The organism is Chryseobacterium sp. S0630, from assembly GCF_024158915.1.
Lineage (GTDB): Bacteria > Bacteroidota > Bacteroidia > Flavobacteriales > Weeksellaceae > Chryseobacterium.
The window spans coordinates 72,474-94,997 of sequence record NZ_JAMZGF010000015.1; the positions used below are offsets into that span (position 1 = coordinate 72,474).

At 36.5% G+C, this 22,524-nt stretch carries 23 protein-coding genes; 11 read left to right on the plus strand and 12 right to left on the minus strand.

What is annotated here, in order from left to right; translation table 11 throughout:
- The first annotated feature begins 37 nt into the window (after window positions 1–37).
- Window positions 38–2,257: an NADP-dependent isocitrate dehydrogenase gene (locus NK356_RS09270; RefSeq protein WP_253316808.1), complete on the plus strand. Its 2,220-nt coding sequence runs from the start codon at window positions 38–40 to the stop codon at window positions 2,255–2,257.
- Between the two features lie 197 nt (window positions 2,258–2,454).
- On the opposite strand, the gene NK356_RS09275 is transcribed toward NK356_RS09270, so the two are convergent.
- Entirely contained in the window at window positions 2,455–2,790 is a 336-nt protein-coding gene (locus NK356_RS09275) for a helix-turn-helix domain-containing protein (RefSeq protein ID WP_253316809.1), read from the minus strand.
- A 101-nt stretch (window positions 2,791–2,891) separates the two neighbouring features.
- Here NK356_RS09275 and NK356_RS09280 point away from each other — a divergent pair, with 101 nt between their 5' ends.
- From NK356_RS09280 to NK356_RS09310, 7 genes are all read left to right on the plus strand, one after another.
- Window positions 2,892–3,638 (plus strand): SDR family oxidoreductase, encoded by a 747-nt coding sequence (locus NK356_RS09280; protein ID WP_253316810.1) that lies wholly within the window; start codon window positions 2,892–2,894, stop codon window positions 3,636–3,638.
- Window positions 3,639–3,810: 172 nt separating this feature from the next.
- Entirely contained in the window at window positions 3,811–4,794 is a 984-nt protein-coding gene (locus tag NK356_RS09285; protein ID WP_253316811.1) for a heme-binding domain-containing protein, read from the plus strand.
- Window positions 4,791–5,234 carry a hypothetical protein gene (locus NK356_RS09290; protein WP_034697288.1) on the plus strand — a complete coding sequence of 148 codons (444 nt, stop codon included), beginning with the start codon at window positions 4,791–4,793 and terminating at the stop codon, window positions 5,232–5,234. The genes NK356_RS09285 and NK356_RS09290 overlap by 4 nt, the downstream gene beginning before the upstream one ends.
- A gap of 80 nt (window positions 5,235–5,314) precedes the next feature.
- Window positions 5,315–6,328 (plus strand): sensor histidine kinase, encoded by a 1,014-nt coding sequence (locus tag NK356_RS09295; RefSeq protein ID WP_253316812.1) that lies wholly within the window; start codon window positions 5,315–5,317, stop codon window positions 6,326–6,328.
- A complete protein-coding gene (locus NK356_RS09300; protein WP_034697286.1) occupies window positions 6,309–7,067 on the plus strand; it encodes a LytTR family DNA-binding domain-containing protein in 759 nt (252 codons plus the stop codon). The genes NK356_RS09295 and NK356_RS09300 overlap by 20 nt, the downstream gene beginning before the upstream one ends.
- 337 nt (window positions 7,068–7,404) lie before the next feature.
- Window positions 7,405–8,181, plus strand: a complete 777-nt coding sequence (locus NK356_RS09305) for a thioredoxin family protein (protein ID WP_253316813.1) — start codon at window positions 7,405–7,407, stop codon at window positions 8,179–8,181.
- Window positions 8,182–8,219: 38 nt separating this feature from the next.
- Window positions 8,220–8,612, plus strand: a complete 393-nt coding sequence (locus NK356_RS09310; protein WP_253316814.1) for a DoxX family protein — start codon at window positions 8,220–8,222, stop codon at window positions 8,610–8,612.
- A 312-nt stretch (window positions 8,613–8,924) separates the two neighbouring features.
- Here the strand turns inward: NK356_RS09310 and NK356_RS09315 are convergent, their stop codons facing one another.
- The 4 genes from NK356_RS09315 to NK356_RS09330 form a co-directional block, all read right to left on the minus strand.
- Window positions 8,925–9,917, minus strand: a complete 993-nt coding sequence (locus NK356_RS09315; RefSeq protein ID WP_253316815.1) for an MBL fold metallo-hydrolase — start codon at window positions 9,915–9,917, stop codon at window positions 8,925–8,927.
- Window positions 9,918–10,002: 85 nt separating this feature from the next.
- Window positions 10,003–11,004 carry an aldo/keto reductase gene (locus NK356_RS09320; protein WP_253316816.1) on the minus strand — a complete coding sequence of 334 codons (1,002 nt, stop codon included), beginning with the start codon at window positions 11,002–11,004 and terminating at the stop codon, window positions 10,003–10,005.
- 86 nt (window positions 11,005–11,090) lie between these two features.
- Window positions 11,091–11,996, minus strand: a complete 906-nt coding sequence (locus NK356_RS09325) for an AraC family transcriptional regulator (protein ID WP_034697281.1) — start codon at window positions 11,994–11,996, stop codon at window positions 11,091–11,093.
- A 114-nt stretch (window positions 11,997–12,110) separates the two neighbouring features.
- Window positions 12,111–12,569, minus strand: coding sequence for a hypothetical protein (locus NK356_RS09330; RefSeq protein WP_253316817.1), 459 nt, complete (start codon window positions 12,567–12,569; stop codon window positions 12,111–12,113).
- A gap of 558 nt (window positions 12,570–13,127) precedes the next feature.
- Between NK356_RS09330 and NK356_RS09335 the strand changes: the two genes are divergently transcribed.
- Window positions 13,128–13,415, plus strand: a complete 288-nt coding sequence (locus tag NK356_RS09335; RefSeq protein WP_034697278.1) for a GNAT family N-acetyltransferase — start codon at window positions 13,128–13,130, stop codon at window positions 13,413–13,415.
- Here NK356_RS09335 and NK356_RS09340 read toward each other — a convergent pair whose 3' ends face one another.
- Window positions 13,416–14,513, minus strand: a complete 1,098-nt coding sequence (locus tag NK356_RS09340; RefSeq protein WP_253316818.1) for an MBL fold metallo-hydrolase — start codon at window positions 14,511–14,513, stop codon at window positions 13,416–13,418.
- Window positions 14,514–14,685: 172 nt separating this feature from the next.
- Here NK356_RS09340 and NK356_RS09345 point away from each other — a divergent pair, with 172 nt between their 5' ends.
- The gene (locus tag NK356_RS09345) at window positions 14,686–16,224 is read left to right on the plus strand and encodes a S41 family peptidase (RefSeq protein WP_253316819.1); all 1,539 of its coding nucleotides are present in this window, start codon (window positions 14,686–14,688) and stop codon (window positions 16,222–16,224) included.
- Between the two features lie 42 nt (window positions 16,225–16,266).
- Here the strand turns inward: NK356_RS09345 and NK356_RS09350 are convergent, their stop codons facing one another.
- The 6 genes from NK356_RS09350 to NK356_RS09375 form a co-directional block, all read right to left on the minus strand.
- Window positions 16,267–16,857, minus strand: a complete 591-nt coding sequence (locus NK356_RS09350) for a hypothetical protein (protein WP_253316820.1) — start codon at window positions 16,855–16,857, stop codon at window positions 16,267–16,269.
- Between the two features lie 13 nt (window positions 16,858–16,870).
- Entirely contained in the window at window positions 16,871–17,380 is a 510-nt protein-coding gene (locus NK356_RS09355; protein WP_253316821.1) for an RNA polymerase sigma factor, read from the minus strand.
- Window positions 17,381–17,647: 267 nt separating this feature from the next.
- A complete protein-coding gene (locus tag NK356_RS09360) occupies window positions 17,648–18,007 on the minus strand; it encodes a hypothetical protein (RefSeq protein WP_253316822.1) in 360 nt (119 codons plus the stop codon).
- A gap of 62 nt (window positions 18,008–18,069) precedes the next feature.
- Window positions 18,070–18,885 (minus strand): hypothetical protein, encoded by an 816-nt coding sequence (locus tag NK356_RS09365; RefSeq protein ID WP_253316823.1) that lies wholly within the window; start codon window positions 18,883–18,885, stop codon window positions 18,070–18,072.
- A 10-nt stretch (window positions 18,886–18,895) separates the two neighbouring features.
- Window positions 18,896–19,405 (minus strand): RNA polymerase sigma factor, encoded by a 510-nt coding sequence (locus tag NK356_RS09370; protein WP_034697271.1) that lies wholly within the window; start codon window positions 19,403–19,405, stop codon window positions 18,896–18,898.
- 155 nt (window positions 19,406–19,560) lie between these two features.
- The gene (locus NK356_RS09375; protein WP_034697269.1) at window positions 19,561–21,189 is read right to left on the minus strand and encodes an NADP-dependent glyceraldehyde-3-phosphate dehydrogenase; all 1,629 of its coding nucleotides are present in this window, start codon (window positions 21,187–21,189) and stop codon (window positions 19,561–19,563) included.
- Between the two features lie 287 nt (window positions 21,190–21,476).
- Between NK356_RS09375 and tpx the strand changes: the two genes are divergently transcribed.
- On the plus strand, window positions 21,477–22,046 hold the full coding sequence (gene tpx / locus NK356_RS09380) for a thiol peroxidase (protein WP_081906490.1): 570 nt from the start codon (window positions 21,477–21,479) through the stop codon (window positions 22,044–22,046).
- The last annotated feature ends 478 nt before the right edge of the window (window positions 22,047–22,524 follow it).

A 22,524-nucleotide genomic window follows, 5' to 3' on the forward strand; every position in this document is an offset into this window, starting at 1 on the left:
GTGGGACTTAAAATTTCAAATAAAAAATTACAGTATAATGTCAGAAAAATCAAAAATCTATTACACACTTACTGATGAAGCTCCAATGCTGGCTACTCATTCATTTTTACCAATCGTAAAAGCTTTTACAAAATCAGCAGATATCGAAATTGCAGTTCCGGATATTTCTCTGGCAGGAAGAATTTTAGCCAACTTCCCTGAGTTTTTAAAAGACGATCAAAAAATCGGTGATGCTTTGGCAGAACTAGGCACATTGGCAACACAACCTGATGCGAACATCATTAAGTTACCTAACATTTCTGCTTCTGTACCTCAATTGGATGCAGCTATTGCTGAATTACAAGGTAAAGGTTTCGCAGTTCCAAACTATCCTGCAGAGCCTAAAAATGATGAAGAAAAAGCAATCAAAGCTAAATATGCGAAAGTATTAGGAAGTGCTGTAAACCCTGTATTAAGAGAAGGAAACTCTGACAGACGTGCTCCAAAAGCTGTTAAAAATTATGCAAAAGCAAACCCACACAGAATGGGTAACTGGGCATCTGACAGCAAAACTGACGTAGCTCACATGAACAATGGTGATTTCTACGGTACGGAAACTTCTACAACATTAGAAAATGCTACCAAATACAGAATCGTATTCAAAGGAAACGACGGTTCTGAATCTGTATTAAAAGACTTCGCAGGTCTTCAGGCTGGTGAAGTAATTGATTCTTCTGTAATGAACCTGAATGCGTTAAGAGCATTCGTTCAGGAAGCTATCGAGGAAGCTAAGAAAAGAAATGTACTTCTTTCTGCTCACCTTAAAGCAACCATGATGAAAATCTCTGACCCAATCATTTTCGGGGCTATCGTTGAGACTTTCTTCAAAGAAGTATTTACTAAATATGCTGAGACTTTCAAGTCTTTAGACATCAATCCAAATAATGGTCTTGCAGATCTTTTCGACAAAATCAAAGGAAATGCTCAGGAGGCTGATATCAAAGCTGATATTGAAAAAGCTCTTGCTGAAGGACCTAGAGTGGCAATGGTAAATTCTGATAAAGGAATTACTAACTTCCACGTACCTTCTGACATTATTGTTGATGCATCTATGGCTGCTCTTGTAAGAGGTGGAGGTAAAATGTGGAACAAAGAAGGAAACGAAGAAGATACAGTTTGTATCATTCCAGACCGTTCTTACGCAGGTTTCTATCAGTCGGTAATTGACGATATGAAAGCACACGGAAAATTAGACCCTACCACTATGGGATCTGTTCCAAACGTAGGTTTAATGGCTCAAAAAGCTGAAGAATACGGATCTCACGATAAAACTTTCCAATTAACTGCTGATGGAACTGTAGAAGTTCAGGACGAAGCTGGAAACGTTCTTCTTTCTCAGAAAGTAGAAAAAGATGACATTTTCAGAATGTGTCAGACTAAAGATGCTCCTATCCAGGACTGGGTAAAATTGGCGGTAAACAGATCAAGATTATCTGATACTCCTGCTATCTTCTGGTTAGACAAAGGAAGAGCTCACGACAGAGAAATCATCAAAAAAGTAGAAAAATATCTTGCTGATCATGATACAACAGGTCTTGACATCAGAATTCTTGATGTAAAAGATGCTATGACAGAAACGTTGAAGAGAGCCAGAGAAGGTAAAGATACGATCTCTGTTTCCGGAAACGTATTGAGAGATTATTTAACAGACCTTTTCCCAATCCTTGAGCTTGGTACTTCTGCAAAAATGCTTTCTATTGTTCCATTGATGAACGGAGGTGGTTTATTTGAAACAGGTGCCGGAGGTTCTGCTCCAAAACACGTTGAGCAGTTCTTAGAAGAAGGATATTTAAGATGGGATTCTCTTGGTGAATTCTTAGCACTTCAGGCTTCTTTAGAGCACCTTGCACAAACTCAGGGGAACACGAAATCTCAGGTTCTAGCTGACGCATTGGATGAGGCTAATGCTAAATTCTTAGCTACAGACAAATCTCCTGCAAGAAAAGTAGGTCAGATTGATAACAGAGGTTCTCACTTCTATTTAGCAATGTACTGGGCGGAAGCGTTAGCGAACCAGACTGCTGATGCTGAATTGGCAGCTCAGTTTGCTCCTGTTGCTCAGGCAATGCAGGAAAACGAAGAAGTAATCAATGCTGAATTAATTGGTGCTCAAGGTAAACCTCAGAACATTGAAGGATACTACAAAACTGATACGTATAAAACATATGCAGCAATGAGACCTAGCACTGTGTTAAATGAAATTATTGACGGAATTTAATTGTTCGTTTTGATATAAATGAAAGCTCCTTTTTTAAGGGGCTTTTTTTGTGGATATAATCTGCGCAGTAAGCCACCCCGTCAAAAATTCTTTGAATTTTTGCCACCCCTCCAGAGGAGGGGAATTTTAAGTACCTATTTACTCATTAATGTCGGCGCATCCCTAATCCCTGAAACCTAACACCCGCCACCTCTCACCTATCTATCCTCTACAATCACTCTCCTATGTTCTCTCCCCCAGTTGATCATTTCCATAATGATGTTTCCAAAGGTTTGGCAATATTCTGTGGGCTCATATTCTATTAAAACAGGAGTTTCCGGGTAAACAGTACGTTTTAGCAGTTTATTCAGCTCCATATCTTTCAGTTCTTTGGAAAGCATTCTGGTGGTGATTCCGGGAATACTTCGTTCAATCTCTCTGAAGCGTCTGTTTCCGTTACACAGTGAATTGATCACAGGAATCCGCCATTTCCCTCCGATAAAATAAAGAGTATCTTGTAATGCTCTAAGTTCTTCTGTCTGATCTCTTTCCATAGTTGCAAAGTTAAATGATATCATTCGTTATACTGGTATACTCTGTGATACTGGTTACAAAAGTATACCATTTTGAAATAACTTTGTCAAAAAATTTTACAATGAAAAAATTAACCCATAAACTGGCTATCGTAACAGGAGGAAACAGCGGAATCGGATTCGCTGCAGCCAAAGAACTTATTTCAGAAGGAGCAACCGTGATCATCACCGGAAGACGAAAAGAAGCTGTAGAAAAAGCGGCTCAGGAGCTTGGAGCAATCCCATTCATTGCAGACCAGGCTCATCTTGATGATATCGATCTATTGAAGAAAGAAGTAGAGAAACAGTTCGGTAAAGTAGATATTCTGTTTATCAATGCCGGCATTACAGGAACTCTGACACCTATTGAAAATATGGATGTTGAAAATTTTGATCAGGTGATGAATATTAATTTCAGAGGAGCTTATTTTACGTTAAGCAAATTCATTCCTTTATTGAACGATGGAGCTTCTGTTATCTTTTTATCTTCTATTGTCGCTTCTACCTATAAACCCAACAGTTCGGCTTATCAGGCAAGCAAAGCCGCGGTGAATTCTATCGCCAAAACGGCAGCAGCAGAATTAGCTCCAAGAAAAATCAGAGTCAATATGATAAGCCCTGGTCCTATACAAACTGAAATTATGAACAAAGCTGGATTGGATGAAGAAACTTTAAAAAATCTTACCAGCCATCTTATTGACCAGATTCCATTGAAGAAAATGGGAACCGCTGAAGAAGTTGCGAAACTGGTTACTTATTTATCAGATAATGAATCTTCAGGATATGTCACGGGAACCGAAATTATTATAGACGGAGGCCTTACTCTATAAACAATAGTTTTTATTAAATCCCGGTAGATGTACTACCGGGGTTTTTCATGTGTATTTTCGGGGTTAAAAATTCCGGATTCACCTTTTGATTTGTCCGGATCAGCCTGTTTTCCGTTTCACAGCATCTGCTACCGGCCTACTTTTGATCCAGAAAAATAAAACAATACTCATTATGGATACCGTAAAGAAAAAAAGAAATCCCATTGCCATAGTATTTCTGGCCATATTAGGAGTTTTCGGAGGGTTGCAGCTATTCAGCAGACCTTTGGAAGGGAAACCGGTTACAGGAAAAATAGAAGCTCCAAGGGAAGTGATCAGTATTCTGGAAAACTCATGTTTCAGCTGTCATTCTAACCAGCAGAATCTAAGCTGGTATGATAAAATCGCTCCTGTTTCCTGGGCGGTCAATAAAGACATCCAAAGAGCCAGAGAAGTTCTGAATTTTTCTGAATGGGAAAAATACTCACCGGCTGATCATCAGGGAAAAATGTATGCTATTCTGAACATGATGCAAAGTGGCAAAATGCCTCTTCATGAATACACGCTGCTGCATCCTTCAGCTAAGATTACAGCAAAAGATATTGAAATCATTAAAAAATACACTCTTTCATTATCTTCAGCACAATCTTCTGTACACAATAAAACTGAACCCAATTTACCTTCTGCAGCTAAAACTGACCCAACTCCAGCTCAATTTCCGGTTTCTCCCAACGGAGTTCAATACACTTCCGATTTCAAAAACTGGAAGGTCATCAGCATGAGTACGCTTTTTGATAATTCTATCCGTGTAATTTATGGAAATGATATTGCTGTGAAAGCCGTGGAAACCGAAAATTTTCATCCATGGCCAGATGGAAGTATAGTCGTAAAATCGGTATGGAAGCAACAGGAATTTCCAAATGGGGAAATCAGACCTGGGAAATTTATCAATGCGCAATTTATGGTAAAAGATTCCAAGCAATATCAAGATACTGAGGGTTGGGGATTTGCGAAATTCTCCGGAGAAGATCTCCATCCAACAGGAAAAACAGCTTCCTTCGCCAAAGAATCCTGCATCGCCTGTCACAGACAATTAGCAGAAAAAACAGGTTATCTGTTTGACGTCCCGATGAAAGTCAATACCCAAAGATTAATCCAAAATTTGCAGAAAAAATGAAAAATACGATCTTCATCTTATTGGTAAGTCTTATTGCTCTTACCGCTTGCAGCAAAGAAAACAATGATACAAATAATGTTCTTTCAAGGATTGTTTTTGATCCTGGCCAGCTGAAATTCATCTCCAACTCTTTAAACCCTAAGAACGAAACTATGTCAGCTTTATATGGAAATGAAAAAGCTTTGGAATCTTTATCAAAGGAAAGCCAGACCCCTGAAGCAGGTGCTGTCATGAAACTGGTAACCTGGAAATATCATGATAATCCTCAATACATCGGCGGAACCATCACCGGAGAATTGGTAAGTATTGAAACTGTTCAGGCTGACAATGCCGGAAACGTTTCTTATGATCTTAAAAATGATCTTTCACAAAACAGTTCTCCCAATAAAGAAGAAAGAATACAATATTTTATGAGTTACCGCCCTGTAAGCAGACCTTAATAAAAAACTCCTGTTTCACTATTTATCATAATATTTTCAATAAAAAACATTAATTTAACCTTTTCAAATCAGTAGATTTCATGCAACAGCAAAAAATAAAAATCTCACAAGCCATTATCTGGATAAGCTCCATTTTCCTGGGTATTTTATCATCCGTACCTCAGCTGGCATCCCATCAATTCAACTGGAAAGAAGCCGTGGTAAACTCAGCTATTACAGCAGCATTTTCAGTAATCATGTGGTACATCAATATTTATATGCTGAACCGCACAAAAAAACGAAGACAACAGATCTCTTATTCAAGATTGATGGTGGTACTTGCTTTTGGGATGGTGATTATGTTTGGTCTGGCATGGATTCAGCAGCTGATTCTCTCCCATATTAATTTTGGTCCCGTAATGCTGATGATTGAGGTAAGAGGAATTCTGATCAATCTGGTGTGTTATATGTTCCTGAATCTACTTCAGAATAATTATACAGGACAACAGGTGCAGCTTGAACTGGAAAAGGTAAAAAGTGACAATTTAGGAGCTCAATATGAATTATTAAAGCAGCAGATCAATCCACATTTTCTTTTCAACAGTCTGAATACGTTAAAACTGATGGCCGAAACGCGTGATGAAGAAACCGTTGATTTTATTGTAAAACTGTCTGATTTTTACAGATTTACTCTTGAAAGCAGAAAACTGGATTTAATCAGCGTTCAGGAAGAAATGAGAATAGTAGATTCTTATCTGTTTCTTCAGAAAGCCCGTTTCGGAGAAGGAATTAAGTTTACCAACGAGCTTGGAAAGGAAACCGCTCAAACTCTTATTCCTCCTTTTACGCTTCAGCTTTTGGTGGAGAACTGTATCAAACATAATATTGTTTCGCAGAGCAAACCTTTACATATTAAAATTTATACTGCTGATAATCATATTGTGATCGAAAATCCTATCCAGCGAAAAGTAACCCCCGAAGATTCTTTGGGAGTTGGGCTGGACAACATTAAAATGCGCTACAAACACTTGCTGGAAAAGAATATTATTATTAATTCAGACGAAAAAACGTTTCAGATAAAACTACCATTAATCCATGAATATAATCATTATTGAAGATGAATTCAGGGCAGCTAAATCCCTGCAGAATTTAATATCAGACTTAAAACCGGACTCAAAAATACTGGGTGTTTATGACAGTATTGAAACAAGTATTGAAGGCTTAAAGGAAATCAAACCCGATCTTATTTTTATGGATATCCATCTTTCAGACGGACTTTCCTTTGAAATTTTCAAATCGGTTGATATTACCTGCCCTGTGGTTTTCTGTACTGCTTTTGATCAGTATATGCTGGATGCTTTTAAAAGTAAGGGTGTTGACTATGTCTTAAAACCATTTTCAAAAGAAGATATTGCCGAAGCCCTGAGAAAGGTTGACGAACTGAAAAAATTCTTCCAGAAAAATGATCTTCCGGATCTGGAATCCATCATACAGAAAATGAATCAGCCTGCGGGTAAAAGCAATTTCCTGGTTTTCAAAAATCAGAAATATACTACGATTCCTACAGAAGACATTGCGTATTTTTATATCCACAATGAGATCACCCATCTGGTTACATTTGCCAAAGAGCAGTTTTCCCTTACCCAACCTTTGGGCCAGGTAGCAGAACAGGTTTCTGATAAACAGTTTTTCAGAGTCAACAGACAGTATCTTGTTAACTTTAAAGCGATTAAAGAAATGGAACATTATTTTCAACGCAAAATACTGGTAAAGCTTACCATTGAAACCCCTGAGAAACTTTTGATTAACAAAGAAAAGACCCATAGTTTTTTCACATGGCTGGAGGATAGGTAAAGGAGAAAGGAAGCTGGAGGTTGGGTGCTGGAAGTACTTTGTAGCCAATGCGATTTATGAATGTCTTTTTTAAATACATTATAGCCCTGATTAAGATGATCAGGGTTTTCTTTTGCTTTAATTTTTTAAGCTTCATTGCTCATATTTTTACTATCAAAAAATATAGACATCGATTCCTTTTTGCACTCCAAAAACTTCCTTCCTCCCTCTTCCAGCATCCAGCCTTAAAATACTTCCCCTCACAATTTCCGGGTTCACCCTTTAATTTGTCCGGTTGAGCCTTTTTTGTATTCTTTTGCCTTTGCAGAGTATCTACTTTTGAATCAAATTAAAAGACATGATACTAAAAAACTTAATCACAGTAAGCGCTTTCACAGCATTATTATTTGCTACCTCAGCATTTATTCATCAAAATAAAGATCAAAAAACTGTACAGTATTCAGCTGATGAAAACAATGGTTTCGCAGTGTTGGAATTGTTCACTTCAGAAGGCTGCTCCAGTTGCCCTCCGGCAGATGAGCTGATGGGAAAAATTGAAAAAGAATATAAGGACGAACCTGTTTATCTACTCTCCTATCATGTGGATTACTGGAACCGCCTTGGATGGAAAGACCGATTCAGCAGTTCTGAAAACTCTCAACGACAACAGCAGTATAGCCGTATATTGAATTCACAGGTTTATACTCCACAGCTGGTAGTGAACGGAAAAACAGAATTTGTAGGTTCTGATGAAAACAATATCAAAAATGCTATTCAGCAAGCCTTGTTTGATACTAAAAAAACAAATGTAGAATTATCTGCAACCGTTTCTCAGAATGCAGTTAATGTCCATTACAAAGCACCCTCCAAAGATCCTCAGAATATGCTTCTCGTTAATCTGGTGGAAAAACATTCTTCTACTCAGGTAGGAAAAGGTGAAAATGAAGGGTGCCATCTTCATCATTGGCAAATTGTTCACAAACAAAACACCATCTCATTGAATAAACAGCAGGAAGGGAACACAGCATTCAAACTTCCGGAAGGTTTCTCTCCTGAAAACTGGGAAGTCATCGCTTTTATTCAGAATATGAAAACCGGAGAAATTTCAGGATCAGCAAAGACAACTTTTAAATAAAATAAGATACAATTTAATCAATACTAAAAATTACAACAATGAAAACAAAAACAACAAAAATCATCTATTGGGCAGGAGTTATTTTTATGTCGTTATGGTTTGGGGCCAGCGGTTTCTTTGAACTGACAAAAAATACTGTGGTGTGGGATATTACTCAACAGCTTGGCTATCCGCCGCATTTCATTTATATATTGGGCGTTTTTAAAATTGCAGGAGTTCTGGTTCTTCTGCTTCCCAATAGATTATTAAGATTGAAAGAATGGGTATTTGCAGGAATGTTTTTTGACATCCTCTTTGCTTTTTTCTCCAAAATAGCAGTATTTGGTTTTCCGTCTACAGTAGATGCGATGGTCGCTTTTTCAGTGCTAACAGTAACGTATATAATGTTCAGAAAGCTGTATTCTCCTGAAATGGTATTTGGAGAAGCTTGATATGCATACAACGCTAATTTTTTCTTATGTTTGAAACAGATCCTCCCAGCCAACGGAAGGATCTGTTATTTTATAAGTTTGGGCTAAAGCCCGATGAATGAGCGTTGTTTGTGAAAGCGGACTAAAGTCCGATGCTATTGATAAACCACCCCGTCAAAAATTCTTTGAATTTTTGCCACCCCTCCGGAGGAGGGGAATGCTGAGCACCTATTTATTAATCAAGGTCAATGTATCCCTTATCCTCTTTACCTCTCACCTGCAATCTATGACCTGCTACCTGCTACCTGCTACCTGCTACCTGCTACCTGCTACCTAATTCATAAAACTTTCCGGGAACCATTCAAATGCTGAAGATTTTGTTTTGGTAAACCCAAGACCTGGCCATGGTAAATGATAAGCAAATGCTCTGATTTTGGTATCTGCCAATTGCTGAAGGAGTTTTTTTCTTGATGCCGTTGCGATATCCAGATCAGTGTCACCAAAATAGCCCCATTCAGGATGGGGAAAAAGGACTACATCAGAATGAATCAAATCTGCGATATAGATCAGTTTTTCATTTCCTGAAGAAATGGTTGTAACGGTTAAACCTGGTGTATGGCCAGGTGCTAACTGGAAACTAAAATACTCATACAGTGGATGATTAAGGTCATAAAATTTCAGCTTTGGCTGAATGGTTTTCAGAATATTCCGGACTGCCGGGATAACCTGATTAAGAAATTCAGGTTGTGTTTTCAGAGCACTGTTACTGAAATCTTTGATAGAAGCTTTCATCCAGAAATCATGTTCTATCTTAGAAATAAAAATATCGGCATTGGGGAAAACAAACTGATTCTGTTTATCTACAACTCCTCCGATATGGTCGGGATGGGCATGAGAGATAAAAACATCAGTGATATCTTTCGCAGAAAATCCTGCTTTTTGGAGACTTTTTAATAGAAATCCGGTTCTTTCATCAGCAAAAATTCCCATTCCCGTATCGAATAAAATGAGTTTATTTTTCGTTTTAACCAATAGAATATTCATCGCCATATCGATATAATTCTCCGGTCTGAAATTGTTTTTAAGGATTGACTTTAATTCTGAAACAGTTCCTCTGGGAGCGAATGAGTTCAGATTTTCTTCATGAATATATCCGTCTGTAAGTACAAAGAGGTCCAGTTCTCCAAGCTTTAATTTTTTAAAACCGGAAAGATCATTTCCAGTTTTTTCAACAGTTGTTTTAGACTGTGCCATTAAGCCGGAAAAAGGAATCATGCTCAATGTTCCTGCTAACAATCCGTTCTTTAATAATTCTCTTCTGTTCATAGCTGAGTGCTTTTCATTTTAAAATTTAAAACAAAAAAACTGAGCTCCTTCATTATCAGGAACTCAGTTTTTATATGAATCGTTTTTAGTTGTTCACCAGTTTCATTGATCCTTCTGTATATCTTTCCCCTACGTTCGGGTATTTTTTCGGGATCGCATCAATGGTATCCAGATCCGACTGGGAGAGCTCAATATTGACAGCTGCAATATTTTCTTCAAGATATTTAATTCTTTTTGTTCCAGGAATCGGGATAATATCGTCTCCCTGATTCAATACCCATGCTAGTGCCAACTGAGTTCCCTTTACTCCTTTGGAAGCTGCCAACTCATTGATCTCATTAGCCAGTTTAGTATTATTTTCAAGATATTCCTGCTGGTAGCGTGGTAATGATTTTCTAAAGTCATCATCTCCAAGATTCTGCACTTCATAAATATTGGTAAAAAGTCCTCTTGCCAATGGTGAATAAGGCACTAAGGAAATCCCAAGCTCTCTGATGGTTGGTAAAATCTCTTTTTCAACATCTTTGGTAAGGATAGAATATTCTGACTGTAATGCTGCAATAGGGTGGATTTTGTTGGCTTTTCTGATAGATTCTGCTGAAGCTTCAGATAATCCAATATACTTCACTTTCCCGGCTTTTACCAGCTCAGCCATTGCTCCTACGGTTTCTTCTACGGGCACATTTGGATCTACTCTGTGGGCATAATACAAATCAATGGTATCTATTTTTAATCTTTGAAGACTTAGATCTACGGCCTTTCTGATCCATTCCGGAGAACCGTCGAAATACGTTCCGGGAGCTCCACTGTGACTTGCTTTACCATCTTTAAACCTGAATCCAAATTTGGTTGCAATAAAAATCTTATCTCTGTTTGGGACTAAAACTTTGGAAATCAGTTTTTCATTTTCTCCATTGGCATACATATCTGCTGTATCCCAAAAGTTAACCCCTAAGTCCAATGCTCTGTGCAGAGTATTGATACTTTCCTGCTCGTCTGTAGGACCATAAGCAAAGCTCATTCCCATACATCCTAAACCGATTGCTGATAACTGTTCTTCTGTGTTTCCTAATTTTTTAAATTTCATGATAGGTATGATTTAATTTTATATGACAAAATTAGAGCATCCGGAAACCCGCCACGATATAGAATTCAAACTAAAAATTATAAAATTCAAACAACATCCATTCTTAAGGCATTAGGAGTAATTCCGGTTTGTTTTTTAAAGTAATTGGTAAAATAAGCAGGTTCTTCAAAGCCCAATCCATAAGCAATCTCAGAGATATTCCAGTCTGTATGTTTCAATAGGGCATTGGCTTCCTGAATAATTCTTCCGGTAATCTGCTGGCTGGTTGTTTTCCCTGTAATCTCTTTTACCGAACGGTTTAAAGAATTCACATGAATAGAAAGACTCTGAGCATAATCGTTGGGAGTTTTTAATTTCAAAAAAGCTTCCGGACTGTCAATAGGAAACTGTCTTTCAAGAAGTTCCATAAACAAGGAAGCCACTCTTTGGGAAGCATTCTGATAAGGTTCAAAGCTTTCTGCCGGCTGCATTCTCATTGTTTCATGAATCATCAGATGAAGGTATGCTCTCAACATATCATACTTGTGAATATAATCCGACTGAATCTCCGTCATCATTTTGGTATACATCTCAGAAAGTATCTTCTGCTGTTCTTCATCGACAAAGAAAACAGGAGTTCCACCAATTTTGAACAGCGGAGAATCCTGAAGATTTCCTATACGGCTTCCATTGTGCAGAAACTGATCTGTAAAGAGGCAGAACCAGCCTTTCTGATCCTCATCATCCGCTTCCCAGGAATAAGGAATAATGGGATTGGAAAACAATAAAGCGGGACGATCTACTTTGATCCATTTATCAGCATAATGAAGTTTCCCTTTTCCAATGATGAGTGAAATCTTATAATAATCTCTCCTGCTGTAAGGAGTATGCGGAGAGCAATATTCCCGTGAAAAGACATTGAAGTGCCCCATTTTATTCACCCCAATACATTGAGATGCCAGATTAGGAGCATTCCTTTCATAAAAGCCATTCAGTGATTCGTGTGATTCCATAGATCAAAGTTATAAAAATCAAACAAATTAAATCATAATAATTACGGGATTAAAAAATTAAATGGCTGACAATGCTGCCAGCCATTTAAAAGTGAATATTGAGTTGATAATATTTTAGTCCCAATCATCATCATGTCCGTGACCATGATGTTTATTTTGTTTTTTGTAGTATTTCTCCTGATTTTTATAATACTTTTCCTGTTGTTTACGGTATTTTTTATAATCGTTTTTGTTTCTTCCGTAAACCATTACAGGGTTTTGTCCTCTGTAGTATTTCTTTTTAAAGATGATATACTTTTCTCTCCCCAGAATTCTTTCCAGCTCTGAATAACGGTCGTTTCTCCATCTTCCCGGTTCTACTACATACACTCTGTTCCATGTATCATAATCATGGTATCTGTCATTCAGTACATAGATTTGATTGGCCTGCGTTGTTGAAAGCACAAGATCAGTAATTACCCTTTGCCAGTTGATATCTGAAATACTCCTTCTGTAGTCATTATAATAATCTGACTGGGCATAACTCAAACTGAATGTCCCAACCAATAATGCTGTTAATATTAACTTTTTCATTTCATTCCACTTTAAAAATAATTATCAAGTGATAGTCAATTAAAGTGCCAATTCTTAATTATAAATACTAATATTTGTTAAGAAAAACTACAAACAACTGATTATCTTTGAAATATTTTCTCTTCTTTCATCAAATTATTGAATGTTGATGAGTTTAAAATAGAGTTAAAAAGTGATGAGTTTTTATTAGAAAATGAAAGTGAAAACAACATTCATAATCAATGGATTGAAGGTTTAGATCTGGAGGCTTAAAATTTATTTTTTAAGTTTTGGCTAAAGCCAATGGATCGATATTTTATTGTTAGGCGGGTTAAAACCCACCTCTATTGAATTTTACAACAACATCTTTTATCTTTTATCTTTTATCTTTTATCTTTTATCTTTTATCTTTTATCTTTTATCTTTTATCTTTTATCTTTTTACCATTTATGTTATAAAATTCGTTAAGATTCCTGAAAACTATTATTTCATATGATTTAATTTCGTAATTTTAATGGAGAGAATGTTTTTAAAGAAATCTTCTCAAATTATTTTTAATCAACCAAATCTTACATTGTCATGGAAAATATAAAGTTTCAGGTATCTCAATATCAGGATGAATTGCAGCTACTTATCGATGGGAAAAAGGCAGGTTATATGTCCATAGAGGTTGACGGAAGACTGCTTATTGTATATTATACGAAACTTGACGAAGAGCGTGAGGGAAAAGGATATGCCAAACTATTGCTGGATGAACTGGTACGCTACGCAGAAGAAAAAGATTTGCTTGTAGACCCGGAATGTGATTTTGTAAGACAACAGTTTGAAAATCACCCCGCAAGATATAAAGAAATCTGGCATGCCTGATCAGCTTTCCCACCAGGCTGTAAATTGCTGTTCTGGCTGATTCAGATGTACTACCTCGCCGATCATCGGAGTGAGGATGCTCCTATTTTTTTCTTTTCCCAGAGCCGTTATCTTTTGCAAAGGTTCATTCCATGGATGAAGTGCTAATGCAAATTTTGCAGCATGAACAGGAAGAATATACTCTGCTTTCAGATCAATACCAGCCTGAATAACATCTTCCGGCAATGTATGAATGTATCTCCATGCTTCTCCATACTGACCGTTTTCAAGAACAGCATAATCGAAAGGACCATATTGCTCTCCTATTATTTTAAAATGGGAATCATAGCCGCTATCTCCACCTAAGAAAATTCTTTTTGTAGGTGTTATCAGAACATAGGAACTCCAAAGAGTATCATTCTGCCTTACCCTTCTGCCGGAAAAATGTCTGGCAGGAGTGAAAGCAACTTTTATATCATTTTTCAGAACGACTTCTGTTCCCCATTCTTCTTCAATAAGTTTAGTCTCAGGATAGCCCCATCTTTCCAGATGCGCACCTACTCCCAAAGGAATAATGGCCATTCCTGTTCTTTCTTCGATAGATTTTACAGTTGGATAATCCAGGTGGTCGAAATGATCATGGGTGATGACCAAATAATCTATACATGGAATATCTTCAGGTTTAAAAATATCTGAACCTTTGAAAGCTTTATTAAAGTATTTGAAAGGTGATCCATACAGGCTCAGAACAGGATCTATTAAAAAGGAAACTCCATCTGTCTGCAAGTAATAAGATGAATGCCCCAGCCAGATAAATACATCCTCATTCTTACCTATATTTTTCAAATTGGTACGAATAGAAGGTATTTCGTTTAAAGGTTTCAGCAACGGGTCTTTTTTCCCTAAAAGGAAATCGTAGGTTACTTTCCACATCTTGTAGCCTTCTGTAATGGAAGGAGTGTGACTGATATTCCGGAACTGTTTCTTTTTATAAAGTTTCGACTGTCTGATACGCTTCAGCCTCTTCCCTTTTGGCACTCCACCAAACGCCTTCATATTGATCACTATAAAAAAAGTAACCGTCAAAACAGCCACGCTCGTAATAATCCAGTAAATCATCTGCACAAAATAAATATCAAATGTATTGACTTTTGTTTTTAAATGAAAATATATTCCATTTTACTACATTTTTTAACTAAATTTATCATGTATTTTTAAAAATTTATTATTCATTTACATCAGGATTAATTTTAAACTTTCTATTTTAGCACCCTAAAAAAACTCAGATACATTGAAAAATTATTCGGTAATATTTCTTCTCGCTATTTTTTCGTCTTGTGCCTCTATAAAAAAACACAACGAACAGCGGGCCTCATGTATTCCACCGGAGCAACTGAAAGAAGATGTGGATTTTGCGTATTCAAAATTACAGCAAATGCATCCACAATTATACTGGTACATTCCCAAGAAGGAGCTGGAACGTAAATTTGACAGCCTTAAACAGACCATCACCGAACCTCTTACTCCTCTTCAGTTTTATTTCAAGCTTCAACCTGTTATTGCAGGAATTAGAGAAGGGCATCTTTCATTGAGAATTCCCAGAAAGAAATTTACTAAAAGTGAAATAAAAAGACTGGAACATCAGAAAGGAATGTTCAGTCGTTTTGAATATTATATTTCGGGAGATCAGATGTATATTATTCAGAACAGGGATTCTATTGAACACATACAACCCGGAACTGAAATTTTATCCATCAATCATGTTCCTGTTTCCGATTATATCAAGAAATACAGAAGCCTGATCAGCAGTGATGGGGATAATACCACTTTCCACCCATATTTTTTAAAAGATCTGTTCTTTAATTTTTACACTGCCGAAAATGGATTTGGCAGCAAAGCGACTCTTGAAACCCTCTATAAAGGAGAAAAAAAGACATATACCTTAACCCGAGAAACAAAATCTGATACTGATCTTGAAAAGGATAAGGAAATGCAGAAAAAGACTCCGGAAAAGAAACTGAACGATTATGTGGCTTCCAGTAATTCATATAACAGAAGCTTCAAGTTTCTGGACAAAGACAGTACTATAGCTTATATTAAGGTGAAAAGCTTTTCCAGAGATTATTCGGATGAGTTTTATAAGAAGACTTTTGCCAAGATCAATGATGCAAAGTCTCCCTATCTTATCATCGATGTCAGAAATAACTACGGCGGTTCACTGTATGAAATCAATAATCTGTATTCGTATTTAGCGGATACTCCGTTTACCCTGATAAAACCGTCTCAGCTAACTTCAAGGGATGCTCCTTTGCGTACCAATTATTTCAGAAAAAGCTCCCCATTACAATATGCTCTTAAAAGTATTGCCTACCCGAGCTATTTTTTTGCACAGACCTTCAGCACGTATAAAAAGGACGGAAAGGTTTTCTACAAGATGAAAGCTGACAAACCTACAAAACCTAAAAAGGATGCTTTCCACGGAAAAGTTTTTGTACTGATTAACGGAGGAAGTTTCTCGGCATCTTCTATTATTACCGCCAAACTTAAAAATGATAAAAGAGCAACGCTTGTGGGAGAAGAAACAGGTGGTGCCAATGATGGAACTGTTGCCGGTTTTTATTCCTACCAAAAGCTTCCTAATTCTGAAATCAGATTTCCCATAGGACTACTTTTGGTACAGCCTAATATCAGTTTTTCAGACTCACGGAAAGGGGTTGTTCCTGATGTGACTGTTACTGAAAATATGCAGGATATTATTGACAAAAAAGATCCACAGCTGGATTGGATAAAAAACGAAATTGCCAAAGAAAAAGAACATAAAGGACAATAATGAATATAGGTTCGGCGGGCTTTCAGCCCGCCGAACTCTTTTTTATCTTTTTAATTCTTCCAAAAGATCTTCAATATATTGGATATATCTTCCATAGTAGCGTTGATACCAAAATCTTCCCATAATATAAAGCAAAAATAATCCTACGGTTACTGTACTAATTAAGATCACCGCAATCTTTAATTCACTAAGAGGTTTTGGCCACGGGATAAACTCCAGGACAATAAGGATCTCACATACAAGAAACGGGGCAAAACTGATATAATATGAGAGATAATACTGTTTATTAAGATTGAGCTGCATCACAAGATCTTTCAGAGAATCATAAGTCTTGGGTACAGGGTTACTGATTTCATTATACAGTTTAAAGAACTTACTGAAAAAGAAAACGGTAACCAAAAGCATGGAAGCAATTAATACCGTGATGTACAATTGAAGTTTGAATGGTCTGCATACAGCGCACACCAGAAAAGCGAAGACAAAGATTCCTATCATCCACCAGAATTCCACACGCATATTTTTGCGTATTTTTTCAAGGGGAAGATTCAGTTTATTGCTCTGTTCTATGCTTATTTCGGGAGTTTCCTCCACAATATCTTCGTTCCAGGTATTTTTCAATTCATCGATATTCATTGGATTACTGATTTTAATGTTGGTTGGTTTTTATTTGGCTTAAGATATCTTTAAGTTTATTTTTGGCCCGGTTCATTTTCACTCTTGCATTGCCTTCTGAGATTCCCATCTGTTCGGCAATCTGCTTTCCAGAAAAATCTTCCAGATAATAGAATATAAAGGCCTTGTCAATAGGATTAAGCTGATGGATAGCTTTATACATTTCAGCCAGACGTTCTTCTTTACGATCATCATAATCTTCCTGGATAATAATCTGATTAGAAAAATCTTCATGGCCAATAAAACTTCTTCTCTTTTCTGATTTCAGGAAAATAATGGCCGTATTCAAAGCAATTCTGTATAGCCATGTAGAAAATTCACTTTCGCCTCTGAAACCAGGAAATGCTTTCCAGAGCTGATAGGTGATCTCCTGAAAAAGATCATCACGGTCATCTTTTTCAGTCATGTACATTTTAGAAATCTTAAATAGAATTCCTTTATGCTGTTCAATTTGACTTATAAACTCTTGTTCTAATGAGGTCATGGGCATTTACTCTATAGAGTTAGTTTTCGTTTAAAAAAATTGTTACAGATTTTTACAAAAGAAATAAAAAACCTGACAGAAAAATACTGTCAGGTCTCATTGTGTGTTTTTTAAGCTTTTTACTATTTCCTCAGAATAGTACGAGTCGAAATAATTTTTTTTGACCTGACTAGTTAGTAGAAAAAAAGTAAAAATGTTACATCCAAAAAAACAATAACCTGATATTTTTTCACATCAGGTTATTTATTTAAGTATTTAATTCTTTTATTATTTAAAATCTAAGAAATCATCTTTTTCAAGATAATGGTTCAGAGCAGTAATAAGCTGAGAAGAGCTAATATCAGCACGCTGTCTGAAAGCAAGATCCACCACATCCTGAATATTTTCATCTGAACACATATAATGAAGCTTGTTATGAAAAACAAAATCTGGCAAGATTTCATTATCATGCTCACCAATATCCAGAGGATCTCCGATAAAAACTTTCATTTCGGGTTTAAACTCATCTGTTGAAGAATAGACTGCATAATTATATTCCGGGTCAAAGGATACTTTCCTATCCTGTTTAGTCTTTACCAGTTCCAGAAATTCTTCTATAGAATACACCTGATTTTTAAAATCATCCATGTGATATTTTTTTACAACTCAATTTTCTAAAGATAGAAATTTTACAGAAGATAGCGTAATTTCTAATTCAGTTTATTTAAAGCCCTCTGCAATGATCCGATATCCAGAAAATCAAGTTTTGCTCCTACAATAATAATGATCAGAAGGACAACTGTTAAAAATAAAATAATAATAAAGTACATGGATACAAACCAAATAACAGTATTCAGGATATTGCCTTTAATACCCATTTTATTCATTAAAAATCTCTGTGAACGTTCAAACCATGTTGTTCTCTTTTCACTTCTTGAGCTTACTTCAATTTCATTAAGTTCGTCTACCAAACGTACTACATCATCAATGTATCTTCCGTACATATAGTAGATCCAGTATTTGATAATAAAAGCAATCAACAAAAGGGTAATCAAAAGACTGATCCCGAAAATAGCCAGGTTATATTCCCTGTCAAAATGAAAATTAATCTGAATCAGAGATAAAAGAAACCCAAGCGGGATATAAGCAATATAGTAGGAAATATAAATTTGTTTCGATATGAGAAGCTGCGTTTTGAGATTAAACAAATCATAATTTGTATTGATACTGTTTTTTCTGAGCAGTTTATACACTTTCAGGAAGCGGGAATAAAAATAAACAATAATCGCAACGGTCAGGATGGTGACAAATGCTGATATCGTTTTAATATTAGAATCAGTAGAAGCAAATGGAAAACCTGTTAAAAGCAAAGGCAATGTAACAATCATCAGCCAGAATTCAGTTTCCATATTCACTTTCAGCATCTGTAGTGGAGAATGTATTTCCTTCTGTTTTTCCAGAGAAATTTCAGGAGATTCCTGTCCTGTATCTTTATTCCAAATTTCTTTAAAATTTTCTAAGTCCATAGTGTTATTTTTAATAGGAACCTGTACCCTGCCTGATGATGATCTCTTTCAGCTTTTCTTTTGCCCTCTTCAGCTTTACCCGTGTATTCACTTCTGTAATTCCCAGCTGTACGGCAATCTCTTTTCCGGAAAAACCCTCTAAAAAGAAGAATATAAGGGCTTTATCAATGGGACTTAGCTGATGGATAGCTTCATACATCCGCTTCATATTCATATCATCCGTATCATTATAAGGTTCCTGGCGGGCACTCAGCCCATCTACATTCTGATTCTGTATAAAACTACGTTTTTTTTCACTTCGCAAAAAAACAATTGCTGTGTTGAGCGCAGTTCTGTACAGCCATGTTGAGAAATCACTCCTCTTTTGAAAATCACCATATGATTTCCAGGCCTGATAAATGATCTCCTGATAGAGGTCATTCTGATCGTCCTTATTATCCATATACATTTTAGAGATCTTGAAAACAACACCTTTATGTTTTTCAATTTTCTCTAAAAATTCTTTTTCGGGTGAAGACATGATTTACACACTGATCCTTAGATGATATTTCTAAAAAACACCATCTTATTATAACACAAAACTATAATTTCCGGCATTAAGTTAAAAAAATCCTCAACAAACTAAGGTGTTTATTGAGGATTTTTATTTTATGTTAAATGCAATATCAGTCAGAATCAGAAAATATAATCTGTGCTTAAAAAGTTAGAATCATGTTCTCTGACAATAGTATTCAGTAGTTCTTTGTTGGAATCTGTCAGTTTTGCAGCCACCAGAGACCGGATGGAGAATGAGCGGAGCGCATCAAAAACAGAAAGAGTTCCTTCTGCACTGTCTTTTCTTCCGGTAAATGGAAAAACATCGGGACCTCGCTGTGCCTGGCAGTTGATATTGACACGGCTTACAAGATTTACAAACGGATCAATCAGTCTCGCTACTTCATGAGGATCTTCACTGAAAATACTTACCTGCATCCCATGTGAAGCATTTACCTGATACTCTATAGGTTCTTCTATATCTTCGAACGGAACAACAGGAATCACAGGACCAAACTGTTCTTCATGATAAAGCTTCATATCACTGTTTACAGGATATACTACTGCCGGGAAAACAAAAGATTCATCTGTATAGCCTCCATCTTTATTCAGTACTGCAGCTCCTTTCTGTAAAGCGTCATCAATACATTCTTTCAGATAAGCGGGTTTATTGACCTCCGGAAGTGGAGTTACTTTCACATCTTTTTCCCATGGCAGTCCAGCCTTCAAAGCAGAAACTGCTGCACTTAATTTCTCTGTAAACTCCAATGCCACTTCTTTCTGAACGAATATCAGCTTCAATGCCGTACATCGTTGTCCATTGAAAGAAAGCGCACCCAAAATACACTCACTCACTGCCACATCAAGATTTGCATTTTTGGTAACAATGGCTGCGTTTTTAGCATCCAGACTTAGGATGGCTCTTAAACGGTTTACTTTCGGGTGTAGTTTTTTCAGTCCGTTCGCCACTTTACTGGAACCGATAAAGGCAAGCACATTCACTTTTCCGCTTTCCATAATGGGAGTGATAATTTCTGATCCTTTTCCATATAATGTATTCACTGTTCCTTTCGGGAAGGCTTCTTTGAAAGCGTTTAATAAAGGATAATGGGCAAGGACACCATGTTTCGGCAGTTTAAAAAGGATGGTATTTCCCATGATCAGAGCAGGGATCAATGTGGTAAAAATTTCATTCAGCGGATAATTGAAAGGTCCCATACTTAAAACGACTCCAAGTGGTGCTCTTCTGATCTGTGCTATTGTTCCTTCTGCCTGTTGAAAGCGGGAAGATTCTCTGTCAAGATCTTTCAAAGCATCAATGGTCTGATTGATATAATCCACAGTACGGTCAAATTCTTTGGTAGAATCTGCCAGTGTTTTTCCGATTTCCCACATCAGTAATTTAATGATCAGATCTCTTTGCTGGATCATCAGGTACACGAATTTCTGCATGCATTTGATTCGTCCTTCCACAGACATTGTCGGCCACTCACCCAGCCCATTATCGTAGGCTTTTACACAGGCTTCGAGAACTTCCATAGCCTCGTTCGGACCAATATTCGGAATACTTCCCAGAAGTTTTCTTTCCAATCCGTTTTCTGTGGGGATGCATACCGGGGAATAAATTTCGGTGACATCACCATTCCACTCTACCAGTTCTCCATTCAAAAGATAAGTTCTCTGATGGATGACCGGAACTTTATATTCTTCCGGAATTTCGTTTTCTCCTTTAAAAATGTGATGGAATGATGCGATATTTTCTGAACTCATAAATCTTTCTATTTTTTTATGTGATAAGATTGAGATTGTCTCAAAATTTAAATTATTTGACTTTTGTCATTCTGACGAAGGAAAAATCTTTATTGATTTTTATATGAGATTCTTCATTACATTTTATTTCATTCAGAATGACACCTTTGAAACTATTACATTTTTATAACATAAAGGTAGAGGTAAAATGTGTTGAAAAAAATAATCTGATAATAGATTCGATCTATTTGAATTAAAATTAATCTTAGCTCCTAAAAAAAGAATAATTTAGCTTAAAAATAAATTTCATGTTTTCAAAATTAGTTTGCGGCGCACTGCTATTCTTCTCTGTGGTGGGCTTTGCTCAAAAATCTAAAGCTACAAATACGGTTTTAATGGGCGGGAAAGAAGTTCATACTTATGCCAAATTACCAGCACTGAATAAACCAGCTCCTAAGTTTACCCTTACAGATGTCAATATGAATGACCAGACGTTGGATTCTTTCAAAGGAAGATACGTTATTCTGAATATCTTCCCGAGTGTAGACACTGGTGTTTGTTCTGCTTCTGTACATCATTTCAATGAAGAAGCAGGAAATCTTCCCAATACGGTAGTACTTTGTATTTCCAAAGATCTGCCTTTTGCTCAGAAAAGATTCTGTGGAGCGGAAGGAATTAAAAATGTAGTGATGCTTTCCGATTTCCGTTCCGATTTCGGATGGAACTATGGTGTAGAATTGGTAGATTCTGCCATGAAAGGTCTCCTGAGCAGAGCCGTTGTGGTGATAGATCCTTCAGGAAAGATCATCTATGAGGAACAGGTACCTGATATCGCTCAAGAACCGAATTATGAAGCAGCTATTGCGGCTGTGAAATAATAAATTACATTAAACCATTAAGAAAAATTAAATAGTTAAGAATATTAAGATGAAATGCGCAGCTTAAAAACATCTTCGATGTTTCCCTTAACTTACCTTAACAACTTCAATACTCTTAATGGTTCAAAAAATAAAACTCAGCTACATGCTGAGTTTTTTATTGTTGTTGGGAAACGCTAAGGCGCAAAATGATAGTAAAAACTTTCTATTTTAAGGCGCAAAGATTTTATCTCCGATAAAATTTCGCACTACCACTGTCATTGCGAACCGAAGGTGAAGCAATCTCAATGTTCTCTCGCAGATTAAGCAGATAAATAGGAAAAAGATCTGCGAAATCTGTGAAATCTGCGGGAAAATAATTAAGAATATTAAAGTTATGCGCTTAACTTAAAAACATCTTTGATGTTTCCCTTAACTTACCTTAACAACTTCAATACTCTTAATGGTTCAAAAAATAAAACTCAGCTACATGCTGAGT